The organism is Cohnella sp. CFH 77786 (assembly GCF_019400745.1).
Taxonomy (GTDB): Bacteria; Bacillota; Bacilli; order Paenibacillales; family Paenibacillaceae; genus Cohnella.
The window spans coordinates 270,470-296,383 of sequence record NZ_WJIB01000001.1 but is presented as its reverse complement, the minus strand read 5'-3'; the positions used below and the strand labels follow the sequence as shown (position 1 = coordinate 296,383).

The window sequence follows — 25,914 nt, the reverse complement described above, 5'->3', positions numbered from 1 at the left end:
GGCGCGAGGCAGTGGCAGAGCATCGAATTGCCTACATCGGATAAGGAGTGTTTCGCACAACATGGATATGATCGTAACGCCGACGAGCAAGCTGCAAGGGGACATCCAGGCGCTCTCGTCCAAAAACTATACGACCCGGTACTTGCTGGTGGCGGCTCTGGCGGAAGGGACAAGCACGATCCTGTATCCGGCGCACAGCGAGGACGGCGAAGCGATGCGGCGCTGCATACGCGATCTCGGGGCGGCCGTGGAGGAGGACGACGAGAAGATCGTGATCACGGGCTTCGGGCGCCATCCGAAACCGGTCAAGGAGCTGAACGTCGGAAACGCGGGCGCGGTGCTTCGGTTTATCCTTTCGATCGCCTCGCTGCTTCCGGAAGAAGTGACGTTCGTGAACGCGTACCCTCAATCGCTCGGCAAACGCCCGCACGACGACCTCCTGGAGGCGCTGCAGAGCATGGGCGTGGAAATCGAGCATAACGGCGGCAAGCTTCCGATTACGGTCAAGGGCGGGAACCCGCGGGGCGGCAAAATCCAAGTATCGGGGAGCGTCAGCTCGCAATTCCTGAGCTCCTTGCTGTTCCTGACGCCTCTGCTGGACGAGGACAGCGAGATCGAAGTGCTCCACGACCTCAAGTCGAAAGTCGTCGTCGGACAAACCCTGGAGGTGCTGTCCCAGGCGGGCATCGTCGTCGAAGCCTCAGAAGATTTGATGCATTACCGCGTGCCTGGCCGGCAGAAGTACCGCGCGCAAACCTATGTCGTGCAAGGGGACTACCCCGGATCCGCCGCGGTGCTTGCGGCGGCGGCGGTCACCCGTTCGGACGTCAGGCTGCACCGATTGACCGAAGACAGCAAGCAGGGGGAACGCGCCGTCGTGGACGTGCTGCGCGCCATGAACGTCCCGCTCACGCACAAGGACGGGGTCGTCCACGTGCAGGGCAACGGCCGGCTGACGGCCGGGGAGTTCGACGGGGACGAATTCACCGACGGGGTCCTCGCGATGGTGGCGGCCAGCGTGTTTGCCGAAGGAACCTCCAGATTCTATAATGTAGAGAACTTGCGTTACAAGGAATGCGACCGGATCACCGACTATTTGGCCGAGCTTCGCAAGGCGGGGGCGAACGTCGAGGAGAAACGGGACGAAATCATCGTCCACGGACGGCCGGAAGGCGTCGAAGGCGGCGTGGAGATCGACGCGCATTTCGACCACCGGGTCATTATGGCCCTGACGGTCGTCGGCCTCCGCGCGGCCAAGCCGATCCGGATCCGCGACGCGCACCACGTCGCCAAATCCTATCCGCAGTATTTCGATCACCTGAAGGCGCTCGGCGCTCAGGTGGAGTGGGTACAGTAGAGGAGAGAGGAATTCCATGGCATTCGAAAATCCGTCCCGGGAAGAGATCAAGCGCATTCTGCAGGAAACGGAGACGATTGCGGTCGTCGGGCTGTCGGACGACCCGTCCAAGGTGTCGCACATGGTGTCCGAAGCGATGCAGGCCAAAGGCTACAAAATCATTCCGGTCAATCCGAACGCGGACACGATCCTCGGGGAGAAGGCATACGCTTCGTTGGCCGACGTGCCGGTTCCCATCGACATCGTGAACGTGTTCCGCCGCCCGGAGCATACGCCGCCCATCGCGAAGGAAGCCGCCCAAGTCAAAGCCAAAACGCTGTGGCTGCAGCTCGGCATCGCAAACGATGAAGCGGCGGAAATCGCGCGGGAAGCCGGGATGAACGTCGTCATGGACCGCTGCATCAAGGTGGAGGATTCGATCTTGCTTCCTCGCGGCAAGGCGTAAGCCGGGCCGCCGAACCGGGCGAATGCCCGGTTTTTTCTTTGACAAACCGGAGGACTGCGCTTACCATCGAGAAAGAGGAGGGGGATGCGCCGAATGTACGGTGTGGGCTATCTCCAACGGCTTGGACGGGCCATGATGCTGCCGATGACGGTGCTGCCCGCCGCCGCCATATTTCTCATGCTCGCGAGATTGCCCTGGGAAGCGCTCGGGTGGCCGCATGTGCCGGAACTGCTTCATGCCGCGGGACTCGTGATGTTCCAATATACGCCCCACGTGTTCGCCGTCGGCATCGCGCTCGGCTTGTCCAACCAGACAGCCGCCGCGGGGATCGCCGCACTGTCGGGCATGTTCATTTTCACCGCGATTACCCACGCTTACGATCCGGACGGCGTCCAGCCGTCGATGTTCGCCGGCGCCGTGATCGGGATCGTGTCGGGCTGGGCGCATGACCGGTTCAAATCGTTCGTGCTGCCGGAGTTTTTGCAGTTTTTCGGCGGATCGCGGTTCGTGCCTCTCTTCATGAGCGGTTTTTCCCTGCTGTTCGCCTGGCTGATGATCAGCATCGGGGAAAGCCTCGCGGGCCTCGCCTCGTCGGCGGGCACGCTGGTGGAATCGGCAGGCGGCTTCGGTATTTTCCTGTACGGGTTCCTGCATCGGATTCTGGTGGCGTTCGGTCTCCATCATCTGCTCAATCACGTCTTCTGGTTTCAGGTCGGCCAATATAAGGATGCCGAGGGCGCCGTATATTTCGGCGATCTGACGAGGTATTTCGCAGGTGACCCCGAAGCCGGGGCTTATATGGCGGGGTTGTACCCGACGATCATGTTCGCGCTTCCGGCCGTGGCGTTCGCCATCATCCACGAGGCCCGGGAAGATTTGAAGCCCAAAATCGCCAAGCAATTCCGGATCGCCGCCTTAGGCTGTTTTCTCACGGGCGTGACCGAGCCCGTCGAATTCGCTTTCCTGTTCGTCGCTCCTTATTTGTTCCTGGTGCACGCGGTGCTGTCGGGCGGCGTCATGTGGCTGACGTACGAGCTTGGCATCCGCCACGGCTTCAGCTTCTCGGCCGGGGCGCTGGAGTATCTGATCAACCTTCCGCTCTCGACCCGCGGCTGGATGCTCATCCCGCTCGGACTCGCGGTGGGCGTCGTCTATTATGTTCTGTTCCGCTGGAGCATCCGCCGCTTCCAGCTCACGACTCCGGGACGCGAGGACGCGACGCGGCTGGACGATTGGGCGGGGGATGTACCGTACCGGGCTCCCTTGATCCTGCAAGCCCTCGGAGCGAAGGAGAACATTCAGCGGATCGAGGCTTGCATCACCCGCCTCCGGCTTACGCTCGAAGACGACCGGAGAGTCGACGTCCAGGCCCTTCGGCACTTGGGCGCCGCCGGCGTCATCCGTCTAGGCGGCGGACACGTCCAGGTCGTGTTCGGGACGTATTCGGAGCTGATCCGGGAAGAGATCCAGAAGCTTATGCAGCAGGACGTGCAGCAGGTGCAGTTCCATGCCCCGGTGCAGGGCCGCATGATCCCGCTCGAGGACGTGGACGATCCGATCTTCGCCGGCAAGCTCGTCGGCCGCGGCGTGGCGTTCCTGCCGGAGAAGGGGGAGCTGGTGGCGCCGGTGAAAGGGACGATCATCCATGTGCACCCTTCGAGGCACGCGGTCGGCTTGCGTACGGACGACGGATTGGAAGTGCTGCTCCACGTCGGGATCGACACCTCGCTGCTCGGCGGAGAAGGCTTTACGGCTCTTGCCAAGGAGGGCGAAGTCGTCACGCCGGGCCAGCCGCTCCTCAGGTTCCACTTGCCGACGCTTCGCAAACGGGCCAAGTCATTGGCTACGCCGATGGTCATCACCAATCCGGAAATCGTTCGTTCCTGGCGGTTCGCTCCGTACAAAACCGTCAAGAAAGGCCAGGCGGCGGTTATGTCGGTAGTCGTTCATCGAAGAGAAAAAAAGGGCCAGGGGGTACATTCATGATTCAGGCGCTGGGGGCATCGGACGGAATCGCGATCGGCAAAGCGTTCGTACTGCCGCACTGGGAATGGGAGCTGCCGGACCAGAAAATCGACGTGGCCGATCTGGCCAAGGAGTTCGAGCGGCTGTACGAAGGCGTCCGGCGTTCCAAAAGCGAAATCGCCCGAATGAAATCGGAGCTGGACGAAGCCGTCGGGGCGCAGGAAATCAGCATCTTCGACGCCCATCTCGCGATTTTGGAAGATCCGGTGTTCATGAACGAAATCCAGGGGATCATCCAGCGGCAGTACAAAGCGGCGGAGGTGGCCGTCAAGGAAGCGATCGACCATTTCGTCACCATGTTCGACCTGCTGGACGACGAATATATGAAGGAGCGGGCGATCGACATCAAGGATGTCGGAAACCGGCTGCTCAAGCATTTGCTCGGGATTCCGGAGATCGCGCTGCCCGAGGACACCCAGCCGTTCGTGCTGGTCGTCCGGGAGCTGTCTCCGTCCCAGCTGATCCATTTGAGACCGGAGCTCGTGCTCGGCATCGCGACGATGGTCGGCAGTCCGACCTCGCATGCGGCGATCATGGCCAGGGCTTTCGGCATCCCGCTCGTCATGGGGCTGGAGGGCAAGCTCGGCACGCCCATCGGCACGGGCGACCTGCTGATCGTGGACGGGGGAACGGGACAGCTTTACGTGGATCCGGATCCTGGCACGATCGAAGTCTACGCGGGACGGCGGCTGCGGTACCAAGCCCAGCGGGAGCAGCTGCTTTCCCTCGCTTCCGTGCCTTCCGTGACGCCGGACGGGTTCCCGCTTACGCTTGCGGCGAACATCAGCTCGATCAAAGAGCTGGATGCGTCGCTCGATCAGGGGGCGGAAGGGGTCGGCCTGTTCCGCACGGAATTCCTGTACATGGACCGGAACCACTTTCCGTCGGAAGAGGAGCAATTCGAAGTGTACAGGGAGGCTGCGGAGAGGCTGCAAGGGAAACCTCTGATCATCCGCACGCTCGACATCGGGGGCGACAAGCAGCTCGACTATTACGAAATGCCCGTGGAGGACAATCCGTTCCTCGGCTACCGCGCGATCCGGTTCAGCCTGGACCGCAAGGACTTGTTCAAAACGCAATTGCGGGCCATTCTGAGGGCGGCCGCGTTCGGGGACGTTCAAATCATGTATCCGCTCATCGCCTCCGTAGAAGAGGTGAGGGAAGCGAACGCGGTGCTGGACGAAGCCCGGAGGGAACTGGAGGAGCAAGGTATCCCGCACCGCTCCGGCATCCCGGCCGGCATCATGATCGAAGTGCCGGCGGCGGTGGCGATCGCGGACCTGCTCGCGGAGGAAGCGGCCTTCTTCAGCATCGGAACGAACGATCTGATCCAATTCACGCTGGCGGTCGACCGGATGAACGAGAAAATCAGCCATTTGTACGAGCCGTTCCATCCGTCCGTCATCCGCATGCTCGCCAGCGTCGCGGAAGCGGCCAAGAAACGCGGCATTCCCGTCAGCGTATGCGGGGAACTGGCCGGGGACATCCGTGCGCTCCCGATTTGGCTGGCGCTCGGCATCGAAGAGCTCAGCTTGTCCGCGCAAGCCATCCTGCCGGTCAAGCAAAGCCTCATCCGCACCCGGAAGGCGGACTGCCGGCCGCTGATGGAGGAGATGATGCGCTGCCGCACCGCGGCGGACATCCGCAGGATGGCGGAAAGTTTCCGCGCGGAGACGGATTCGCGAATCGCGAAGGATGCCGCCTTGGGATAAAACGAAACCCCTCCGCGAAGGGAGCGCAGAGACCGCGCGATTCCGAAAGGAAGCTATCCTTGATCCTTTTCGGAATCACCCCGGGACACGTATCTCATCTGCCCAAAAAGACGACGTGAGCCGTTCATCCCGGGTTCCATCGCGGCCGGGGTTCGCGTTAGGCGCGGCCGAACAGCTTGTCGCAGAACGCCTTGGCGTACGGCGGCAAATCCGGGGGCCTGCGGGCGGAAATCCAGTTTCCGTCGATCACGACCGGTTCATCGAGCCATGCGGCCCCCGCGTTCTCCCAGTCGTCCCGGATGCCGGGCGTGGAGGTGACGGTGCGTCCCTTGGCGATTTTAGCCGAGATGAGCACCCAGCCGGCGTGGCAGATTTGGCCGATCGGCTTGCCGGCTTGGTCGACGCGGCGGACGAATTCAAGCACCCTGGGGTCCCTGCGGATTTTATCGGGCGCCCATCCTCCGACGATCAGCAGGCCGTCGCAGGAATCGGCGTCCAAATCGTCGTATGAGAGGTCCGAAACGGCGGGCACGCCGTATTTGCCGACGTATTTGCGTCCACGCTCCGGACCGGCCAGCAGCACCTCAGCGCCTTCTTCGCGGGCCCGGTAGACCGGGTACCACAATTCCAAATCTTCGAATTCGTCGTCTACGAGACAGATCACTTTTTTCGATGCGGACATGGGGTCCAGCCTCCTCTTCATCCTCGTCCCATCCATTGTATCAGAAGCGGCGCCGTCCTTCATCCGGAGGGCGGGCGCCGGAAGGAGTTTGATCCCGTTTGCCGTCCTATCGCAACGCTTCCCCGGCACGGCCCTTCGTCAGGCGTCTATGGCGCTTCGCTCCCGCCGTGATCTGGATGGCGGTGATTTATCTGCTCTCCGCCCGGAGCGGGAGCGAGCTGAACGGCTGGCTTCCGTTCTTCCGGCAATTGCTGCCCGGGCTGCAGAGCTTCGATCCGATGCATTACGCCGCCTATTTCATCCTGGCGTGGGCCCTTGCGTTCGGTTTCGGCGCGTATGCATTTACTTGGAAAGGCTGCTTCTGGATCATGGCCGTCTGCGTACTCTACGGCGCAACCGACGAATGGCACCAGGCCTACGTGCCGAACCGGACGCCGGACCTGCTGGACTTGCAGCATGACGCCATCGGCGCGGCCTCTGCATGCTTGATTCTGCTTGCCCGCGGGTACATTCGGGCACGGGGCGCTTCCAGAAAATACTGACGTTTCGATTGGAGGATTTCGAAAGAAGGGCCGCGAATACAATAGGGTGAAGCTCTGAGGTTTGGTAAGGAGAGATACCCCGTTGAAGAAACGTTGCGAATGCGGAGACACGAAGAAGCTTCATCTTCGTACGGTCGTTTATGCGCGCAAGGTCAACATCACCCGCGTGCCCGTATACTGTTGTTCCCGTTGCGGAAGCCATGAAGTCGACTCGGGCGTCAAAGGCGAGATCGGCAGCTTGATCGGCCAGTTGGGATCGAAACCGGCTCCCCGCACGATCCCCTTCGATCAGATGAACGAATGGGCTGGCGTACTGTCGCTGGCGATGGATACGGGAAAGGAACCGCTCGAGGAAAACCTCGTGGCCCGCGCCGCGGAGGAGAGGACGAACGAGCTGCTCGACCTGTGGCTGATCGCCGCCTCCTTGGGAGACGAGATCTGGAAATCGGAGCTCGAGGGCCGGTTGTCCCAGCTTCGTTCCCTTTACATATCGTAAGCTTCTCCGGTTTTGGCAGACCTACATATTCTCGCATTTTTCCGTTCCACAGGCCCACCCCGGGCCTATTTTTTGTACATGGATTTACGTCGCTTCGGGGGATTCGTTTTAGGAGAAGCGTCGGTTTTGCGATGCCGCGCATTTTCTGCTACCATGAAAAACAACCAAGCATTTTCAAGGAGGTGCAGGAGCTTGACGGAAATACGCCAGTTGACGAGTCTGGAGCAGTGGAAGGACGCGATCAAAGGTTCCGCGGAGCGGCCGCTGCTCGTTTTCAAGCACAGCACCAGCTGTCCCATCAGTGCCGGTGCGCATGAAGAACTGACGAGCTATGTGAAGGATTCGGCCGGAGCGGAAGTCGACGTCGCCATCGTGCACGTGATCGAGGACCGTCCGGTCAGCAACGCGATCGCGGAGGAGCTGGGAGTTCAGCATAAATCCCCGCAGGCCATTCTGGTGGAAGACGGGAAACCGGTCTGGAACGAGTCGCATTGGAACCTCACCTATGCTTTCTTCTCCGATAAGCTGGGAAGGCCGGCAAACGCCGCCGAATAACCGGGAATCCGCTTCCGGAGCGCGGCTCCGCATTGCGAAAACGATCGTTTTGTCGTATCATTACCTTAAATATCCATGGCCGGACAAGCCGATTGCAGTCGTCCGACATGACATTGGAGCGAACAATAGTGACGGTAACCATTTATGACGTGGCTCGCGAAGCCGGGGTGTCGATGGCCACGGTTTCACGTGTCGTCAATAATAACCCGAACGTGAAGCCGCAAACGCGGAAGAAAGTGTACGAGGCGATCGAACGGCTGGGCTACCGCCCGAACGCGGTGGCCCGCGGGCTCGCGAGCAAGAAGACGACGACGGTCGGGGTGGTGATCCCGGACATCGCCAACGCGAACTTCGCGGAAGTGGCGAGGGGGATCGAAGACATTGCCAACATGTATCATTACAACATCATCCTAAGCAACGCAGACAAGCGTAAGGACAAGGAAATCCGCGTCGTCAACACGCTGCTGGAGAAACAGGTCGACGGCCTTCTGTTCATGGGAGGCGTCGTGACGGACGAGCATCTGCAGGCCTTCAATACGTCCAACGTGCCGATCGTGCTCTGCGCCACTACCGACGAGAAGGGAACGATGCCGTCGGTCGACATCGACCATGAAGGCGCGTCGTTCGACGCGGTGACGAAGCTGATCGAGGAAGGCCACCGCGACATCGCCATGATCAGCGGTACGCTGCAGGACCCCGCGGGCGGTTATGCGAGATTCCAAGGATATAAGCGCGCCTTGGAGAAAGCCGGCATCACGTATCGCGAGGACTACGTCCGGGTCGGGAATTACCGTTACGAGTCCGGCGTCGAGGCGACCGAGTACTTCCTCCATCTGTCCGATCGGCCGACGGCGATCTTCGCGGCAACGGACGAAATGGCGATCGGCTCGATCCATTGCCTTCAGGATGCCGGCTTGACGGTGCCGGAAGACGTGTCCGTGATCAGCGTCGACAACAGCCGGATGGCGTCGATGGTCCGTCCGCTGCTGACGACCGTCGCCCAGCCGATGTACGATATCGGAGCCGTGTCCATGCGGCTGCTGACGAAGCTCATGAAGAAGGAATCGGTAGAGAACGCTAGGGTGACGCTGCCGCATGAATTGATCATGCGCCGTTCCGTAGCGGCTCCCAGAGGCAAATAACGAGAATCGATACGATGATTTCGAAGAAGCCCCGTGCGGGAGATCGGTGCCGCAGCGGGGCCTCTTCGCGAGAGAAAGGATGATTTCCTTGCCATACGGAACGATAGGCATCATCGGAGCCATGCAGGAAGAAATCGATTTGCTCCTTCGCGCCATTCAGGACGAACGGGTGGAGCGCCACGCCGGGATCTCGTATTACGTCGGACGGCTGCACGGCACTAACGTCGTGCTGTGCAAGTCGGGCGTCGGCAAAGTCAATGCGGCGGTTTGCACGCAAGTGCTGATCGACCGGTTCGGAGCGGACGCCGTCATTTTCACCGGGGTGGCCGGGGCGCTGGATCCGGCTCTGGAGATCGGCGACATCGTCGTCTCCCGCAGCAGCGTCCAGCATGACATGGACGTCACCGCGCTCGGTTTCGCCCGCGGCGCCATTCCCTACCAGGAAGTGTCCGATTTTCCGGCGGACGAATCGTTGGTCCGCCTGGCCTGCGAGGCCGGAGAGCGGGTATTTCCCGGTCGCTGCCGCATCGGCAAGGTGTTGTCGGGAGACCAATTCATCGCGGACCGGGAAACCGTCAAACGGCTGCATGAGGAAATGGGCGGCGCTTGTACGGAAATGGAGGGAGCGTCCGTCGCCCAGGTCTGTTACATGAACGCCGTCCCCCATGTCATCATCCGGTCGATGTCCGATAAGGCCGACGGATCGGCGCACGTCAATTTCGCGGAATTCACGGTGGAAGCCGCGAACCGCTCGTTCGCCATCGTGGACGACATGGTGAAGAATATCTAATGGAATCACCCGAAAAGCGAACCAAGACGGTTGGGTATTGTCCGTGTACAACGTAGGGGATCCCATCCCGGAGGAAGGGATCCCGCGCATTTGGAGCCAATTCTATCGTTCCGACAAGTCCCGAAGCCGCGAGAGCGGCGGCTCGGGAATCGGACTGGCGTTCGTGCGGCAAATCCTCGAATGGTATGGCAGCCGCTGCGGAGTGTCAGCGAACGGGGCGGCGTCACGTATTCTTTCAAGCTGCAGGTGCCGGACCAAGCGGGCTAGAAACGTTATCCGAGATGCTGGAGAGCGATCTCCAGCGTCTTTCTGTTTTTCTCTTCAATCTCCGAGCGCCTGGGCATCGGCGTCCAGACGGACGTGTCGTCCAGCCAGGTCCGCGGCATCTGCGGGTGGCCGTCGCCCGTCCCGGGCGACGGCCACCCGTCCGGAAGCGCCAACGGGTCATGCGCGGCGTCGATTCCGCGCAGCAGCGGATGGCCGCTCATCTCCAGCCACAGCAGGCTCCAGGCGCGGGGAACGACCCGGAAATGGTCGTATCCGCCGCCGCCCAACGCGACCCACCGTCCCTGCGCGTAGCGGTCGGCGGTTTCGCGGATGATCCGGGGCATCTCCCGATAGATTCGCATGCTGCAATGGATGTGGGCCAGCGGATCGAACGCGTGGGCATCGCAGCCGTGCTGGCTGACGATGACGTCCGGGCGGAACACGTCCGCGGCTCTCGCAAGCCCGGCACGGAAGCAGGCGAGCCACGATTCGTCCTCCGTGTACGGTTCCATCGGAATATTCAAGCAAGCTCCGTAACCGGCGGCTTCCCCGCGCTCGTGCGAAAATCCCGTTCCGGGGAACAGAAACTTGCCCGTTTCATGGATGGAGAACGTGAACACGTCCGGATCGGAGTAATAAAACCACTGCACCCCGTCTCCGTGATGGACGTCCGTGTCGACATAGAGAACCCGCGCGCCATGCTGCGATCGGAAGCGCGAGATCGCGGCGGCGGCGTCGTTGTATACGCAGAAGCCGGAGGCACGCTCGGGGAACGCATGGTGCAGCCCTCCGGCCAGATGCAGAGCCCGTTTCGCCGAGCCCGAGATGACGGCCTCTGCCGCGGCCAGCGATCCGGCCACGACCGACAGGGCGGCTTCGTGCATGCCGGGAAAATAGGGAGTGTCGCCGTCCTGCTGCAGCCCGAATTTGTCCGCGGAACGTATCGCCTCCGGCGAGGGGTCCCGGCTGCTTAAGGCGCGGACGGCTTCCACGTAATCGGAGCGGTGCAGGGCGATGACCGCCTCTTCCGCATCCGACTCCGCAAGGGGGGCAACGATCTGCGACGGTTTCAGCGCATCGGCCTTGCGGAGGAGCTGTTCCGTGAGCTCGAGGCGGACCGGGTGAAAGGGATGATCGTCATGAAAGCGATAACGCCGGGAGGCGGACGTATCGATCCATACGGCGCTCGAAGTCAAGTTTCGTCTCCTGCCTTTCCTAAACGAACTAATACATGAAACGCTGCCGGAACCGGACCCGGTCGAACCGTTCGACGGATTCGAGCGGCACGTCCTTGCCGATCCGCACCATCAGGCAGTTCGCGGGGTGGGCGCAGATTTCCGGATCGTCCGTCGCGAACCACACCATGCCGACCGATTTCATGAGGCGCTCCATCATGCCCCGGTACTCCCAGACGGACAGCCCGCTGCCCTCCAGGTCCCAGTGCCAATAATATTCCGTGGTGTAAACGATGGCGTTGTCGAGCTGCCCGTTCTCGAAGGCGGCCGCGATCATCGCTTTGCCGAGTCCGAGCGAGCGGTAATCGTCCGCCACTTCGACGGCGCCGAGTTCGATCAGATCTTCCATGCCGCCCTCGGACCAGCGTTCCAACTCGTCCGGGTAGTGAAACGTGACGTAACCCGCGACGACTTCGCCGTCGCGCGCCACGATCACTCGTCCTTCGGGCAAACCCGCGATTTCGATCAATGCGGCGTGCTGGTCCTTCGGACGGCGGAACGCGTCCAAGGCAGGGTGCATCGTCAGGGCGCGGAGCCGTTCCGGCGGAACCGGCCCTTCGACGACGAGGGTGCGTCCGTCCCGTTCGATCGTATGCGCAACTTCCGTCTTGACGTGCTTCACATGCGATCTCTCCATCATGCGGTTTATCGGTTCCGGGCCTCGGAGGGCACGGAACTAACGACTCGATTTGGTGTCATTATACAATAGGAGAGTGAATTTGTCCCTTCGAATGGAAGATATTGAACCTAATTTCATGCGCCGAATCGTCTCGCTGTGGTATAATGCTTATGGCGAAAACGGCAGTCAAGCAATTGAAAGCGATTACGTTTTCAGGGGAAACCAGACGGGAAGGTGAAGAAGATGACACTGGAACACAATGAGAAATTAGCCCCCGTAGCTAGCGTCTCCAACCTGGGACCCTACGAGGAAGCGGTAAAATCCTTCCGGTGGGAAGACGTCGAAGCGCAGTTCTCTTGGTCGCGCACGGGGAAAGTCAACATGGCGTACGAAGCGATCGACCGGCATGTCGCGGCCGGACGCGGGGACAAGATCGCCCTGCACTATAGCGACAATCAGCGGGAAGAAAGCTATACGTACGCGGAGATGGCGAAGCAATCGAACAAGTTCGCGGGCGTTCTCCGCCGGCTCGGCGTCGGCAAAGGCGACCGGGTGTTCATCTTCATGCCGCGGACGCCGGAGCTCTATTTCAGCCTCCTCGGAGCGATCAAAGTCGGCGCCGTCGTCGGCCCTCTGTTCGAAGCGTTCATGGAAACGGCGGTGAAGGACCGTCTTCAGGACAGCGGAGCGGTCGCGATCGTGACGACGCCTTCGCTGATGTCCCGCGTTCCGCGCGCCGAATTGCCGGAGCTCAAGCATGTGATCGTCTTCGGAGACGGCGTCACGGAAGGCGAAGGCATCGTCGATTTTGCCCGGGCGATGGCAGGCGCTTCGGATGAAACGGAAATCGAGTGGTTGGACCGGGAAGACGGCCTCATTCTTCATTATACGTCCGGCTCGACCGGCAAGCCGAAAGGCGTATACCATGTCCAGAATGCGATGATCCAGCATTATTATACCGGCAGGATCGTACTCGATCTTAGGGAGGACGACGTGTATTGGTGCACCGCCGACCCCGGTTGGGTCACGGGCACGTCGTACGGCATCTTCGCGCCGTGGCTGAACGGCGTGACGAACGTCGTCCGCGGCGGAAGGTTCAGTCCTCAGGATTGGTACAACACGCTTGAGAAATATAAAGTCACCGTCTGGTACAGCGCACCGACCGCGTTCCGCATGCTCATGGGTGCCGGCGACGAGGCGGTCAAACCATTCGACCTGTCCAACCTTCGCCACGTGCTCAGCGTCGGCGAGCCGCTCAACCCCGAAGTCGTCCGCTGGGGCTACAAGGTATACGGTCAACGGATCCACGATACGTGGTGGATGACCGAAACCGGCGGCCAGCTGATCTGCAACTACCCGAGCATGGAGATCAAACCGGGTTCCATGGGCCGGCCGATTCCCGGCGTTCAAGCCGCGATCATCGACGATCAAGGCAACGAGCTTCCTCCGCTGCGGATGGGCAACCTCGCCATTCGCACGCCATGGCCTTCGATGATGCGCAAAATCTGGAACAATCCGGCCAAATACGAAGAATATTTCCGGATTCCGGGCTGGTACGTATCGGGAGACTCCGCTTACCGGGACGAAGAAGGCTACTTCTGGTTCCAGGGGCGGATCGACGACGTCATCAACACGTCCGGCGAACGGGTGGGGCCCTTCGAAGTCGAGAGCAAACTGGTCGAGCATCCGGCGGTCGCCGAAGCCGGCGTCATCGGCAAACCGGATCCGCTGCGGGGAGAGATTATCAAGGCGTTCATCTCGTTGCGGGAAGGATATGAACCTTCCGAAGAATTGAAGGCCGACATCGCCAAGTTCGTGAAGGAAGGGCTGTCCGCCCACGCGTCCCCCAGGGAGATCGAGTTCAAGGACAAATTGCCCAAGACCCGGAGCGGTAAAATCATGAGACGGGTGCTCAAGGCTTGGGAGCTTAACCTTCCGACAGGCGACCTGTCCACCATCGAGGATTAATCTGATATTACTCGTTAAAACGACTTCGTCGTCCTCGTGGTACAGAGAATGTCGTTTTTATCGAAGATCGTTCAGAAATGAATAGGAACGCAACTTTTTGAATAATGGAGAAAGCCCTTCAAGCGTTGTAGAGCTTGAGGGGCTTTTTTAGTGATTCAGAAAGTATTAAATCCGCCATGTGGAAATGATAGGTTTCCAGAAGGAGTGGTTTTGGAGAGCGGGAGGGGAGCCGTTTACGGTATCGACGCTCTGTTCATCTTGCGAAGCGGATTTCGTGACTCGTACGCATGAGCTTCATACGTGTATCTGAATTCGGATAGTCTCCGATCAGGGTGCCTCAGATGGGTCGGCTGTCGCGCAGTCAGGGGATTAAAGGGAAAACGGCCCTCTATGGTAGCGTATTGGCAACACTTGCGTGATGAGAAGGAAAAACCCCCCTCTAATTTCGGCTATATCCCTTCATTGAGGTTTTTCACCGAGATTAGAGGGAGGTTTTCCATAAATATCCCAAATCTGTGAAATGGTCAATATTAGAGGGAGGTTTTCCCTCTAATGTTGACCGGTGGGGCGAATCCGGCAAACCTTTTCGAGAAACGGCCGTATCCGGATGGTATCCCAACAAGATATTCTAACGTTATACCTGACAGGAATTCATACGTGACGGAACGTGTTTCGGAATCCTAGACACGAATACCGGTCAGGACGCCGTCAGGCGTTACACTTGTCTCGATACCTGCGTACGTGCTTACGACTTGGCTTGGACCGTCGCGGAAGGCGGGGACTCTCCTTTGCCATTGACCGCCGTCACCCGGTACCAACCGTTGCTCAGCGGAGAAACGAATTCGAAACGGTTCGTATCCGACGTTCCCAGCAGCTGATACTTGCCTCGTTCGTTCGCCGCGAACCAGATTTGATAGGACGTGACCCCTTCATCGGGCGGATTCTGCTGCCAGGTGAGCGTGACGCCGATGTCCGACGTTTCGGCTTTCAGTCCGGTCGGGGCGGAGGGCACCGAGGCGGCGCTTTCGCCGTTGCCGCTGCCCGGATCGATCACGGTGCCCGGATCGATCGAACCGGGATCCATGCCGTTGCCGGGATCCGGGAAACTCGGGTCCGTTCCGGGACCGGAACCGTCGGTCGAGACAACCGCGCTGCGGGCCGATTCGTTGCCGGCGACATCGACGGCGGTGACGTAATAACTGTACGCCTGTCCGCCGGCTCCGACGTTGACGAATGTAGGCGGTTCGCCGGCAAGGATCGAATTTTCCACTTTCTCGAAGTTGGTTCCGTCCGAAGAGCGGTACAGGCGGTAGCCGGCAACGTCTTCGGCTGCCACCGGCGCGAACGAAATCTGCACGTTCGTGCCCACCGTTTCGGCGGACACTTCCCCGGGAGCCGGCGGCGGACTCCCGTCGTCGACGCGCGGATCCGTCTTGCCCGGCGCGCTCTCGGCCGCGTCGGCCGGCAGGTAGAAAGACAGGGGCCTGGGGGACTTGACTTTGCCCAGTACGGCCTTGATCTGTTCCATCAGCACGTCGATCGGGGTTTCCCGTTTCACCATGACGGCCTCGCGCAGCATGTCTTCCGGCGTTTCCGGAAGCGGAACGTAATTGACGCCGTCATAGGAAATGTATTTCATCTTCACGAGCGAATCGTCTTCTTCGGTCGGAATGTACTTCCGGTTGAACAAATCCGTCACGAGGCGCCCGGCCGATCTCGTCAGCTCCGTCGGCAGCTTGCCGCTGACACTCGAGACGGTCATCGATACGATTCCGTCCGGCCTATCGAACTTCTTGGTCTTGAACAATTCGGGCTTGGCGTCCGTGACGGCGTTCATGATCTGGCTCCAAATCAGCTTGGCGCGGTTCCTGCCGTCCGGGGACAGTTCGTAAATTTGCTTCTCGTAGCCGGCCCATACGCCGAGCGTAATGTCCGGGGTATACCCCTCGAACCATACGTCTCCCCAGTTTTGCGTCGTACCCGTTTTGCCTGCGATCGCAATTTTGCCGAATTTGTCGAACTTGGATTTCACCAACGTCGCGCTGCCGTTCGTGATGACGGTCGAGAGCATGTCGGTCATCAGGTAGGCCGACTGCTCCGATACGATCCGCTTCGGTTCCGCTTTGTGCTCGTAGACCGGCTGTCCGTCTATGGTCGTGATCGACTGGATCAAGTAAGCGTCGTTGAATACGCCTTTGTTGGCGATGGTTCCGTACGCATTCGTCAATTCCTCGACGGAGACACCGTACTTCAGTCCTCCGATAACGCCTGTCTGGGCATGGTTATCGTCCTCCGTGAGCGTGGTGATGCCCATCGATTTGGCGAACTTCCAAGCTTCCGGTATCGTCACCATGTTCAGGAATATCTTGAGCGCGGGCAAGTTCAGGGAATGATTGAGCGCGTACCGCGCCGTAACGAGCCCGGCGTATTTGTTATTGACGTTCTTCGGGATATGTTTGGAGCTTCCGCCGTTGTCCAGGATGATCGGCGAGTCGTCCAGGACGCTTGCGGGTTGGATAAGCCCTTTGTCGAGCGCCGGCAAATAGGCCGCGATCGGCTTCATGGCCGATCCCGGCTGCCGCGTCATCTGGGTGGCGAAGTTCATTTGCTCCAGGTGGAAATCGCGGCCTTCGATCATGCCGAGAATCGCGCCGGTTTTGTGGTCCAGCAGCACCGCAGCGGTCTGCTCCACGCCCTTGACTTTGTTGTCGGGCGAGAAGTTCTTTGGATTTTCTGCGATGTCGTGCATGAGATCGTAAACTTTCTTGTCGATGGTCGTGTTGATTTTGTATCCGCCCCGCAGAAGCTGCTGGCGCGCGTCCTCGATCAGGGTGGCGTTTTCTTTTTTCTTCAGGTCTTCGCGGGTCAAATTCGGGTTTTGCGCCAGCACGAGCAATTCCGAAGCCTGGCGCTCCACTTCCAGCATCAAGTAAGGATACGTGTTGTAGGCTTTCTCGACCGGCTTGGCCAACGAGCCGTAAATATCGAACGCGAGCGCTTCCTGGTACTGGGCTTGCGTGATTTTGTTCTCCTCCAGCATGCGCCGGAGCACCAGCCTCTGCCGATCCATGGCTCGTTTGAAGCTCTCTTCCTTGAACTCGCCTTTGCTGGTGAAAATCGAATAGAGGGAGGGAAGCTGCGGCACGCCGGCCAGGTAAGCCGCCTGGGCGATGTTCAGCTTGTTCAGGTCGTCGACGCCGAAGATGCCCTTGGCCGCGGCTTTGATTCCGACCAACTGATAGCCGGACGAGCCGTTGCCGTAAGGGATTTTGTTCAAATAAGCCGTGATGATTTCCGGTTTGCTCAAGTACCGCTCCAGCCGGAGAGACAGGAAAATCTCTTTGGCTTTCCGGCTTTGCGTCTGGTCGAGGCTCAGGAATACGCGCCGGGCGACTTGCTGGGTAATCGTGCTGCCGCCCGTCTGGACGCTTTCGTTCAGCAGCTGTTGCTTGACGGCCCTGAGCAGTCCGTTCGTATCGATGCCGATGTGCTGGAAAAAATTTTTGTCCTCGATCGAGATGACGGCGTCGATGATGTGCTGGGGAATCTCGTCGTATGTGATCGGGCGTCGGTCTTCCTCGCTGCGAAGCTGGCCGATCAGGGAGCCGTCGCGGAAGTACACGAATCCGGTCTGGGCGTTCTCGGCGATTTTCTGCTCGATCAATTTCTGGCTGCGCACGGGATCGTCTTTGACAAGGGAAGCCACGTACCCCGCGACGGCGCCGGCGGCCGTCAGTCCGGCGAGCACCCCGAACAGCACGAGCCACAGGACGGTGAAGCCGGCGATTTTGCCTGCGGTGATCCAGCCCCGGCCTTTGCGATTTCGGGGGGAAGGCTTTCGCGGGTGTTGTTTCGATTGATCCATGATGACGCCTCCTTCAAACAATCGGAATAATTATAGCACATTTTGGCTGCCATTGACTTCTCGCGGGTTGAAACCGTCGCTTGTTGACAAAGGAATCCGAAAATGATATAAAGTGTATCAACATATTGGAGTGCTAGCGATGAAGGGAACCCAGTAGCGTTCGGAATCCACGTTCCAGAGAGCCGGCGGTTGGTGCAAGCCGGTGCGGGAACGGACGCGAATTACGTCCCGGAGCTTCTTCGTCCGAAACCGCCTTCGGCGGAAGGAGAAGACGGCGGTCGGCCGATATCCGATTCGAGTGGAACGTGCGGCGACTCGCCGCGCGCTCAACCAAGGGTGGTACCGCGATGATTCGTCCCTGCTTCGGCAGGGGCGTTTTTATTTTATCGACTGCAGCTCCAAAATCCGACTGAGGTGATGAAAATGACGACAGCTTCTACGAACGTTTCCCCGCAGGATGTGCTGGACGATCTGGAATACCGGGGATTGGTGTACCAGGTCACGAACCGGGACCATTTGAGCAAAAAGCTGAACGAAGAACGTGTCGTGCTGTACTGCGGCTTCGATCCGACGGCCGACAGCCTGCATATCGGCAACTTGCTCGCGATTTTGACCCTGCGCCGCTTCCAGTTGGCCGGCCATGTCCCGATTGCGCTCGTCGGGGGAGGTACCGGTCTCATCGGCGACCCCAGCGGCCGTTCGACCGAACGGACCCTGAACGGTCCGGATACCGTCGCTGCGTGGTCCAACCGGCTGAAAAACCAGTTGTCCCGTTTCCTGGACTTCGAAGCCCGGCCGAACGCGGCCAAGCTGGTGAGCAACTACGATTGGCTCGGGCAACTTGACCTGATCTCGTTCCTGCGGGACGTGGGCAAGCATTTTACGGTCAATTACATGCTGGCCAAAGACTCCGTCGATTCCCGGCTCGCGCAAGGCATTTCTTTCACGGAGTTCAGTTACATGATCATGCAAGCCTACGATTACCGCAAGCTGCATGCCGATCATGGCTGCTCCCTCCAGATCGGGGGCAGCGACCAGTGGGGCAATATTACGGCAGGCCTCGATCTGATCGGCAAAATGGGCGGGGGCGACGCCTACGGCATGACGATGCCGCTCGTCACCAAGAGCGACGGCAAAAAGTTCGGCAAGTCCGAGTCGGGCGCCATATGGCTCGACCGCAACAAAACGACCGCCTACCAGTTTTACCAGTTCTGGATCAACACGGACGACGCCGACGTCATCCGCTTCCTGAAATACTTCACGTTCTTGAACCGGACAGAAATCGAGGCGCTGGAGGAAGAACTCCGGACGAATCCGGAACAACGAGTCGCCCAGAAGACGCTGGCGCGCGAAGTGACGCGCATCGTGCACGGGCAAGGGGCGGTTGACACCGCGGAGAAGGTGACGTTGTCCCTGTTCTCCGGTGATGTATCGCAGCTGGGAGAGGAAGAGCTGATCGAAGCGATGCAGGACATGGCCAGCGCGGAGATCGGGGAAGCGGACGAAGCGCCGCTCATCGATTTGCTCGTCGCGTCGGGCTTGGCGCCGTCCAAGCGGCAAGCGCGTCAAGACATCGAAAGCGGGGCGGTGTACGTGAACGGCCATAAGCAGTCCGGCATCGAAACCGTTATCGGACGCGATCAGAGGCTGTTCGGCAAATACGTGATTTTGCGGCGGGGCAAGAAGAATTACGCCGGCGTTACGTTCAGGTGAGAACGATCCGATGACAAAACCGCCATCGCTCCTTCGAAGGAGCGATGGCGGTTTTGCGACTTCCGGCGATCCAACCGCCGGCAAGCTTTCGGGTCGATTGGGTTTTGCGCTTCACTCGGCCGCAGGCGGCGTAAACGTGCGCTGCGCGAATTCGGCGTCCATCATGAAGAAGGCGTTGCTGTCCTTATCGATTCGCTTGAGCTTATGAATGATGGAGTCGAACATCGCTTCTTCCTCGACTTGTTCGTCAATGAACCATTTCAGGAATTGGATGGTCGCATGCTCCCGGTCGTTCATGGCCAGATCGGACAGATGGTAGATGCGCCGCGTCACTTCCTGCTCGTGCGCGAACGCATGCTCGAAGGCGTCCAGCATCGAATCGTACTCGTTCTGCGGAGCGGCGAAGCCCGACAAGGTCGCCCGCTTGCCGCGGTCGTTCAAGTACTTGTAGAGCTTCATGGCATGAAACCGTTCTTCCTCGGCTTGGACGATGAAAAAGTTGGCGAACCCGTCCAGGCTTTCGGCCGAGCAATAGGCGGCGATGGCCATATAAACATGCGCCGAATAAAATTCATAGTTCATTTGATCGTTTAACGCTTCCGTCAATTCCTCTTTCAACATGGCCGTTCACGCACCTTTCGATCGTAAAATATCCCCCTGCATGCATGTCAGGGGGATGCAGGACTGCATTCAATTATACCACCAAAAAGAAAAAATATCCTATTATCCGATCCGAATCTTCAATTTCTCATACAGCTTGTCGGGCGAAGGGGCGACCAGAACCTCGGTCTTGCCGATCATGACCATGCATTGTTTCGAGCATAACCTGCAATTGCCGAGGCAGTCTTTCTTCTTCTGCTTGAGATCCGGAAACTCCGATTTAAGCGTCTTATAGACCGATTTCGAACCGCGTTTGAGGTTCTTGCAGCAATACTTGATTTTCCCCATGCAGCGCAGCCGCCTTTCCGCACATTCCTTCAGAATAAATGATATTAATTCTCATTATCATTGTCAAGAGTAGAAATCGGCTCGCTGCGTCCGAAACGCGATTCGGAGACCGGGCGAATCCGCAAAAAAAAGCACCGCCATGAAGGCGGTGCTTGATTCGGGAAATCATTAACGGGAGTAGAACTCGACGATCTGTTTCTCGTCGATGTCTTGGGACAGCTCATCACGGCTCGGAAGGCGGACGTACTTGCCTTCCATCGCGTTCGCGTTGTAATCGAGGTAAGCCGGCAGGTGATGGCGGGCTTCGCTCGCTTCTTTGATCGATTTCAAAGCGCGGCTGCGCTCGCGCAGGCCGATCACGTCACCCGGTTGGACCGTGTAGGACGCGATGTCTACTTTCTTGCCGTTGACGGTCACGTGGCCGTGGGAGACGAGCTGGCGCGCGCCGTAGCGGGTGTTCGCCCAGCCGAGACGGTAAACCAGGTTGTCCAGACGGCTTTCGAGCAGGAACATGAAGTTCTCGCCGGCGATGCCTTTGAGTTTGGTCGCGCGGTCGAACAGGTTGCGGAATTGCTTCTCGTTCAGGCCGTACATGTGGCGAAGCTTCTGTTTCTCTTGAAGCTGAATGCCGTAGCCGCTGATTTTGCGGCGTTGGCCCGCGCCGTGCTGCCCCGGAGGGAACGGACGTTTCAGTTCTTTGCCGGTGCCGCTGAGGGAAATGCCGAGACGGCGGCTCAATTTAAACTTGGGACCAGTATAGCGGGACATGGTATGCAGACTCCTTTTTCCAAAAGGGGATTTTTTGAAAAATAGGGTTTGGCAAGTGCCGGATTTCGCCGCAACCGATTCGATTCGGTCCCCGCCGGGGAGTTCAGCCGCTGCCCGACGGTGGGAAACCCGTGAGGGTGACACAAGTTGAGCCCAATATTCAACAAGTTATATTATAAGAACCTGATTCCTGTTGTCAAGGATAAGTTGCCGGAATCGGGAAGTTTACTCGGGTATCAACCGGGAATTTAAGGATAAAGACCTAAATTTCTGCTTGACGAACCTAGTGCAAAGTTCACGCTTTCATTGTATAGTGAAAAGTATGGTAATCAGGTCATGGAGGTGATGAGGGTGATGGCGGATCAAGGGCAAACTTCGCGCTCTCCAGGAACATTCGATACGCCCATGCCCCGAAGCCTTCAGCTGCTTCCTCCATGGCTGCGGAATCAGGATTTCACCGAAGCGGACTTGCCCTATTTGCACGAGCTGCTCCAAGGAAGCTTCGTCGATTGGTTCGAGAAGGCGGACGGATTTCCTTGGCTCGCCGGATTGTTCATGGTCTACCATGCAGACGGAAGCTGCGTGGCCATGCGAAGCGGTCTGGAAGACGGCGGTTTTCTTCCCCGCTCCGGCGTGGCCGACCATCCCGTGCCGTCGGCGGTCCGGACCGCGCTTGACACTTGCCGCCCGGCACTGTCGCGGGCGGACGAACGGGAGTCCATATTCTTGCGCACATGGGATGCCCTCGCCGTTCCCGTTTTCGCCCGCACGACCGGCATGGCGTGCGCCGTATTGGCTTGCCTTCTTCCCGGCGGCTCCGCCCAAGCGGGGGACCTGAAGCTTCTCCAAGCGGCAGCCCTTCATTATCGCAATTGTCTATACCGCCGCTTCGAGCAGATGTTCGCCTCCGGCCTCCTCAGGGAACAGAAGCTGGTCCATAAGGAAGAGAAGCGGCGCGATACCCTGTTTGAGGTGCTCCGCAGGCTGAACGACCATTCGGAGGTCGAGCAGATTCTGTCCGAGCTGCTCGCCAGTCTGGACAAGCTGTATCCGAACTGCAAGATCGACCTGTTTCTCTCCCAGGATTACAGCAGCATGAATGAGAGGGTCAAACCGCTCGCGTTCCACGAGAACGAGATGGATCTGTGCAGGCAAGCTTTTCTCGACGGAGTCGTGCGCGACCAGCGGCTGAACGGCTTCCGCCGGCTGGCCGTCCCTCTCTCGGGGAAGCAGGGCGTATACGGCGTGCTTCGCCTGGACATCCCGCAATCCGACCTTGACGAGCCGGACCTCCGGTTTCTCACCACGCTGGCCGGATCGGCCGGCGCCGCCTTCGAGAAAGCGAAGCTTCACGAACAGGCGAATGTTCTCGTCGGGGAGCTCCGGCTGATCAACGATCTGTCCCAGCGGCTCAACAGCAGTCTGAAGCTTTCCGATACGTTCCAGTTCGCCTCGTCGGAGCTGCTTCGCATCTTCCGCGCGGATTTCTGCTGCATCCTGCAAGTGAATCCGGACAAAAGCGAATTCGTGGCCATGACGTCCAACGTACCGGAGATGATCGGAGAATCGTTCGCCATCGATTACGGGTTCGTCGGCGTCATGTGGAATTCGAAGGAGCCGATCATCCTGTCGGACTATTCGCAGGCAGCGCCCGTGCCTTCCAAGATGATGGGCGTAACGGATTCCAGATCGCTGCTGGCCGCGCCGCTCGTCCTGAACGGAGACGTGATCGGCGCCGTGATGATCAGCCACCGCGAACCGAACCATTTTTCTTACGACAACTACAAATTGCTGCAAGTATTGTCGGCCCATCTGGGACTCGCCGTTTCCAACGCCACCCTGCACGCCGAAGTGCGCCGGATGGTGATCACCGACAATTTGACGGGCCTTTTCGCGCGCCACTATTTAAATGAACGCATTTTGCGCAGGCAGAAGAGGGACGCTTCCGGCTCGCTGATTCTATGCGATATCGATCATTTCAAACGGGTGAACGACACGTTCGGCCACCAGGTTGGGGACGAGATTCTGAGGCAGGTGAGCCAGATCATCCGCAGCTCCATCCGGGACGGGGATATTGCCGCCCGCTGGGGAGGCGAAGAGCTTGCGATTTATCTTCCGGAGGTCGGCTACGATATTACCGGCAAGGTAGCGGAGCGGATTCGCCGGCGCGTCGAGAACGAAACCCATCCCCAAGTGACGATCTCCTGCGGGATGTCGGAGTGGCGTTCCACGGACGAGAGGATCAGCGTGGAATCATTGTTCTACAGAGCGGACATGGCGTTATACGAGGCCAAACACCTTGGGCGCAATCGGGTCGAGATCGGCTGAAGCCCGCATGTTCCGAACGAAATGGGGAAGCCTACCGGAATAAGCAGAAGCGGCATTCGCCGTCCCTCAGCGTAAGCTTACGGCGAGCGTTTCCTTCGGGAAACGCCCGGGGATGGAGAATGCCGATTTTGTCAAGAAGGGGGCTTTTTTCCATGCGCTGGAAGGACAGCCTGCTGCGCAAGCGTGCCGTCGGATCGGCAGCCGCCATCCTATTCGTATGTTCAATTATGCCTGCTTGCACCGGGCAAACGGTTTCGGCGGAGAAGGCGTTCGCGCTTTCGGCTTCGGCGCTTTCCGGCCGAGACCGCTACGCTTTCGCGGGCGAGGTGTCGATCATCGATCCCAGCGGAGCGGTCGCGGACAATTCCCGGTACGAAGGAGAAGTGACCGGCCACGGCAACCTCGATCTCCAATGGACGGGCGGGCAATTGCTGCGGGCACGGGGGGCAACGGTGCGGCCAACGTCGTTTCACCCGATGCAGCTGCTGAAAGCGATCCAGAGCGGCAACGCGAGCGCCGCTTACGACGGGCCGCCGGCAGCGGACGGAACCGTTCGGCTGCGGCTGACTGTGGGTCCGGAGACGGCAAGACGTCAGATCGCCGAAGGGCTTCGTGCCCAAATGGCGGAATTGAAAGCCGACGCCGATGCCCGCGGCCTGCGGCCGGAGCAGCGTAAACGGGCGGACCAAGTGCTGAGCCGCGCAAACCGACATTTGGAAGCGGCCCTGTATACTTTGCAGGTGCGAACGGTCGTCCTGTGGACCGCGGACCGCAAAACGTGGTTTCCCCGCCGGATGACCGAACGAACGGAGCTGGCCTATACGTGGGACGGCAACCCGTACCGGGAAGAGAGGGTATCCGCCACGGATTTCCTCTCGGCCGGACGGAATGGTACAATGCAAAAGAATGCTTACCTGAACCCATAAATCGTTCAAGGAGGAAGCTGCGATGCGGGATCCGCGTCTTCAGAAGCTGGCGGCCAATTTGGTGGGTTATTCCATCGACGTGCAGCCCGGAGAAAATGTATTGGTGGAAATGATCGGTCCCGAGAGGGAATTGCTCAAATGCGTGATCGAGGAGATTGCGCAGCGCGGCGGGCGTCCGTATGTCGAGATCACGGACCGTTCCGTCGAACGGAGCCTGCTGCGCCATGCCACCCCGGAAATGATCGAGACTTGGGCCGCATACGACATGGAACGGATGAAAAGGATGCAGGGCTACATAGGCATCCGTTCCGGCGAAAACGTGAACGAGCTATCGGACGTTCCTTCGGATCTGTACAAGCTGTACGACCGCATCTACCGCCATCCGGTCCACAGCGAGCAACGGGTGAAGAAAACGAAATGGGTGGTCCTGCGTTATCCGAACCATTCGATGGCCCAGCTGGCGAACATGTCGACGGAAGCGTTCGAGGACTTCTATTTCGACGTGTGCAACCTGGACTACGCGAAGATGGACCGCGCCATGGATCCGCTCGAGGAGCTCATGACCCGCACCGACCAGGTCCGGATCACGGGACCAGGCACGGATTTGACGTTCTCCATCCAAGGGATCGGAGCGAAGAAATGCAAGGGAGACCGCAACATTCCGGACGGCGAAGTGTTCTCCTGCCCGATCCGCGATTCCGTGAACGGCACGCTTTCATACAATACGCCGAGCGTGTATAACGGCTTTACGTACGAGAACATCCGGTTCACGTTCGAGAACGGGAAAATCGTCAAGGCAGAGGCCAACGACACGGAGCGGATCAACGCGCTGCTCGATTCGGACGAAGGCGCGCGCTACATCGGCGAGTTCAGCCTCGGCTTCAATCCGTACATCCTGCATCCGATGAAGGACACGCTGTTCGACGAGAAAATCGCCGGCAGCCTGCATTTTACCCCGGGCCAGGCTTACGAGGAAACCGACAATGGCAACCGTTCCTCCATCCATTGGGATCTGGTGCTGATCCAACGTCCCGAGTACGGCGGCGGAGAGGTGTATTTCGACGGCCGGCTTATCCGCAAAGACGGGCTGTTCGTGGTGCCCGAGCTCGAGGGGTTGAATCCGGAAGCCTTGAAATGACGTTTTTTCCCTTGCAAGCGTTCCGGGAAGCAAGGTATGATGGGAATTAGCAGGTCACACCTTAAATCTGGAGGTAAATCCGATGTCCAACAACGCGGCGATCGTGGAATTGTCCCAAACCGCCAACAAATTCCGTTCTTCCATCGTACTTCAAGCCGAGAACAAGTACATCGACGTCAAAAGCATTCTCGGACTGTTCACCACGTTGGTGGGCAGCCATTCCTACGAGCTTCACGTTCACGGCCCGGACGCCGCAGAAGCCAAAAGCGCTTTGGCTGAAATTTTCGCCAAGTACAACCTGAACGTGAAAGTCGTGGATTAATTCATCGAATTCCGAGCGCCCCGTCCCTGCGACGGGGCTTTATTTGTGATTCAGAAAGTATAAAATCCGCC

At 59.2% G+C, this 25,914-nt stretch carries 22 protein-coding genes, 1 pseudogene and 1 other annotated feature; of the genes and pseudogenes, 16 read left to right on the top strand and 7 right to left on the bottom strand.

Translation table 11 applies throughout. The features are described from left to right. Positions 1-61 precede the first annotated feature (61 nt). From aroA to ptsP, 4 genes are all read left to right on the top strand, one after another. The gene (aroA, locus tag GE107_RS01400; protein WP_219637687.1) at positions 62-1,357 is read left to right on the top strand and encodes a 3-phosphoshikimate 1-carboxyvinyltransferase; all 1,296 of its coding nucleotides are present in this window, start codon (positions 62-64) and stop codon (positions 1,355-1,357) included. Positions 1,358-1,373: 16 nt separating this feature from the next. Further along, on the top strand, positions 1,374-1,802 hold the full coding sequence (locus tag GE107_RS01395; RefSeq protein ID WP_219637686.1) for a CoA-binding protein: 429 nt from the start codon (positions 1,374-1,376) through the stop codon (positions 1,800-1,802). Between the two features lie 93 nt (positions 1,803-1,895). Beyond that, positions 1,896-3,788 (top strand): glucose PTS transporter subunit IIA, encoded by a 1,893-nt coding sequence (locus GE107_RS01390; protein ID WP_219637685.1) that lies wholly within the window; start codon positions 1,896-1,898, stop codon positions 3,786-3,788. Next, positions 3,785-5,539: a phosphoenolpyruvate--protein phosphotransferase gene (gene ptsP / locus GE107_RS01385; protein ID WP_219637684.1), complete on the top strand. Its 1,755-nt coding sequence runs from the start codon at positions 3,785-3,787 to the stop codon at positions 5,537-5,539. The genes GE107_RS01390 and ptsP overlap by 4 nt, the downstream gene beginning before the upstream one ends. Before the next feature lie 157 nt (positions 5,540-5,696). Here ptsP and GE107_RS01380 read toward each other — a convergent pair whose 3' ends face one another. Then, entirely contained in the window at positions 5,697-6,221 is a 525-nt protein-coding gene (locus GE107_RS01380) for a type 1 glutamine amidotransferase domain-containing protein (RefSeq protein WP_219637683.1), read from the bottom strand. A gap of 98 nt (positions 6,222-6,319) precedes the next feature. Here GE107_RS01380 and GE107_RS01375 point away from each other — a divergent pair, with 98 nt between their 5' ends. The 6 genes and pseudogenes from GE107_RS01375 to GE107_RS01350 all read left to right on the top strand — a co-directional run. Further along, entirely contained in the window at positions 6,320-6,763 is a 444-nt protein-coding gene (locus GE107_RS01375) for a VanZ family protein (protein WP_255570081.1), read from the top strand. 82 nt (positions 6,764-6,845) lie between these two features. Further along, positions 6,846-7,259: a hypothetical protein gene (locus GE107_RS01370; RefSeq protein WP_219637682.1), complete on the top strand. Its 414-nt coding sequence runs from the start codon at positions 6,846-6,848 to the stop codon at positions 7,257-7,259. Between the two features lie 192 nt (positions 7,260-7,451). Next, entirely contained in the window at positions 7,452-7,814 is a 363-nt protein-coding gene (gene ytxJ / locus GE107_RS01365) for a bacillithiol system redox-active protein YtxJ (protein WP_219637681.1), read from the top strand. A 128-nt stretch (positions 7,815-7,942) separates the two neighbouring features. Beyond that, positions 7,943-8,956, top strand: coding sequence for a catabolite control protein A (gene ccpA / locus GE107_RS01360; protein WP_219637680.1), 1,014 nt, complete (start codon positions 7,943-7,945; stop codon positions 8,954-8,956). 88 nt (positions 8,957-9,044) lie between these two features. Next, entirely contained in the window at positions 9,045-9,746 is a 702-nt protein-coding gene (locus tag GE107_RS01355; protein WP_255570079.1) for a 5'-methylthioadenosine/adenosylhomocysteine nucleosidase, read from the top strand. Continuing rightward, positions 9,739-9,942: pseudogene (locus GE107_RS01350) on the top strand (ATP-binding protein); the annotation flags it as partial. The gene GE107_RS01355 and the pseudogene GE107_RS01350, both read left to right, overlap by 8 nt. A gap of 76 nt (positions 9,943-10,018) precedes the next feature. On the opposite strand, the gene GE107_RS01345 reads toward GE107_RS01350, so the two are convergent. Both GE107_RS01345 and GE107_RS01340 read right to left on the bottom strand, forming a co-directional pair. Then, positions 10,019-11,209: an acetoin utilization protein AcuC gene (locus GE107_RS01345; protein ID WP_219637678.1), complete on the bottom strand. Its 1,191-nt coding sequence runs from the start codon at positions 11,207-11,209 to the stop codon at positions 10,019-10,021. A gap of 28 nt (positions 11,210-11,237) precedes the next feature. After that, on the bottom strand, positions 11,238-11,870 hold the full coding sequence (locus GE107_RS01340; RefSeq protein ID WP_370636205.1) for a GNAT family N-acetyltransferase: 633 nt from the start codon (positions 11,868-11,870) through the stop codon (positions 11,238-11,240). 240 nt (positions 11,871-12,110) lie between these two features. On the opposite strand from GE107_RS01340, the gene acsA reads away from it, so the two are divergent. Further along, entirely contained in the window at positions 12,111-13,835 is a 1,725-nt protein-coding gene (gene acsA, locus GE107_RS01335) for an acetate--CoA ligase (RefSeq protein ID WP_219637677.1), read from the top strand. A 745-nt stretch (positions 13,836-14,580) separates the two neighbouring features. On the opposite strand, the gene GE107_RS01330 is transcribed toward acsA, so the two are convergent. Beyond that, positions 14,581-17,700 (bottom strand): penicillin-binding protein 1A, encoded by a 3,120-nt coding sequence (locus GE107_RS01330; protein WP_219637676.1) that lies wholly within the window; start codon positions 17,698-17,700, stop codon positions 14,581-14,583. Between the two features lie 130 nt (positions 17,701-17,830). Beyond that, positions 17,831-18,063 (top strand) — a binding site (T-box leader). 60 nt (positions 18,064-18,123) lie between these two features. Between GE107_RS01330 and tyrS the strand changes: the two genes are divergently transcribed. After that, entirely contained in the window at positions 18,124-19,413 is a 1,290-nt protein-coding gene (tyrS, locus tag GE107_RS01325; protein WP_219637675.1) for a tyrosine--tRNA ligase, read from the top strand. Between the two features lie 111 nt (positions 19,414-19,524). Here the strand turns inward: tyrS and GE107_RS01320 are convergent, their stop codons facing one another. The 3 genes from GE107_RS01320 to rpsD form a co-directional block, all read right to left on the bottom strand. Beyond that, the gene (locus GE107_RS01320; RefSeq protein WP_219637674.1) at positions 19,525-20,034 is read right to left on the bottom strand and encodes a ferritin; all 510 of its coding nucleotides are present in this window, start codon (positions 20,032-20,034) and stop codon (positions 19,525-19,527) included. Positions 20,035-20,136: 102 nt separating this feature from the next. Further along, positions 20,137-20,361 (bottom strand): DUF1450 domain-containing protein, encoded by a 225-nt coding sequence (locus tag GE107_RS01315; RefSeq protein ID WP_219637673.1) that lies wholly within the window; start codon positions 20,359-20,361, stop codon positions 20,137-20,139. 168 nt (positions 20,362-20,529) lie between these two features. Continuing rightward, entirely contained in the window at positions 20,530-21,129 is a 600-nt protein-coding gene (rpsD, locus tag GE107_RS01310; protein WP_219637672.1) for a 30S ribosomal protein S4, read from the bottom strand. Positions 21,130-21,483: 354 nt separating this feature from the next. Here rpsD and GE107_RS01305 point away from each other — a divergent pair, with 354 nt between their 5' ends. The 4 genes from GE107_RS01305 to GE107_RS01290 all read left to right on the top strand — a co-directional run bounded on the left by GE107_RS01305 (position 21,484) and on the right by GE107_RS01290 (position 25,843). Beyond that, the gene (locus GE107_RS01305; RefSeq protein ID WP_219637671.1) at positions 21,484-23,457 is read left to right on the top strand and encodes a sensor domain-containing diguanylate cyclase; all 1,974 of its coding nucleotides are present in this window, start codon (positions 21,484-21,486) and stop codon (positions 23,455-23,457) included. Positions 23,458-23,609: 152 nt separating this feature from the next. Further along, the gene (locus GE107_RS01300; protein ID WP_219637670.1) at positions 23,610-24,383 is read left to right on the top strand and encodes a hypothetical protein; all 774 of its coding nucleotides are present in this window, start codon (positions 23,610-23,612) and stop codon (positions 24,381-24,383) included. A gap of 22 nt (positions 24,384-24,405) precedes the next feature. Further along, on the top strand, positions 24,406-25,521 hold the full coding sequence (locus GE107_RS01295; protein WP_219637669.1) for an aminopeptidase: 1,116 nt from the start codon (positions 24,406-24,408) through the stop codon (positions 25,519-25,521). An 82-nt stretch (positions 25,522-25,603) separates the two neighbouring features. Then, positions 25,604-25,843: an HPr family phosphocarrier protein gene (locus tag GE107_RS01290; RefSeq protein ID WP_219637668.1), complete on the top strand. Its 240-nt coding sequence runs from the start codon at positions 25,604-25,606 to the stop codon at positions 25,841-25,843. The last annotated feature ends 71 nt before the right edge of the window (positions 25,844-25,914 follow it).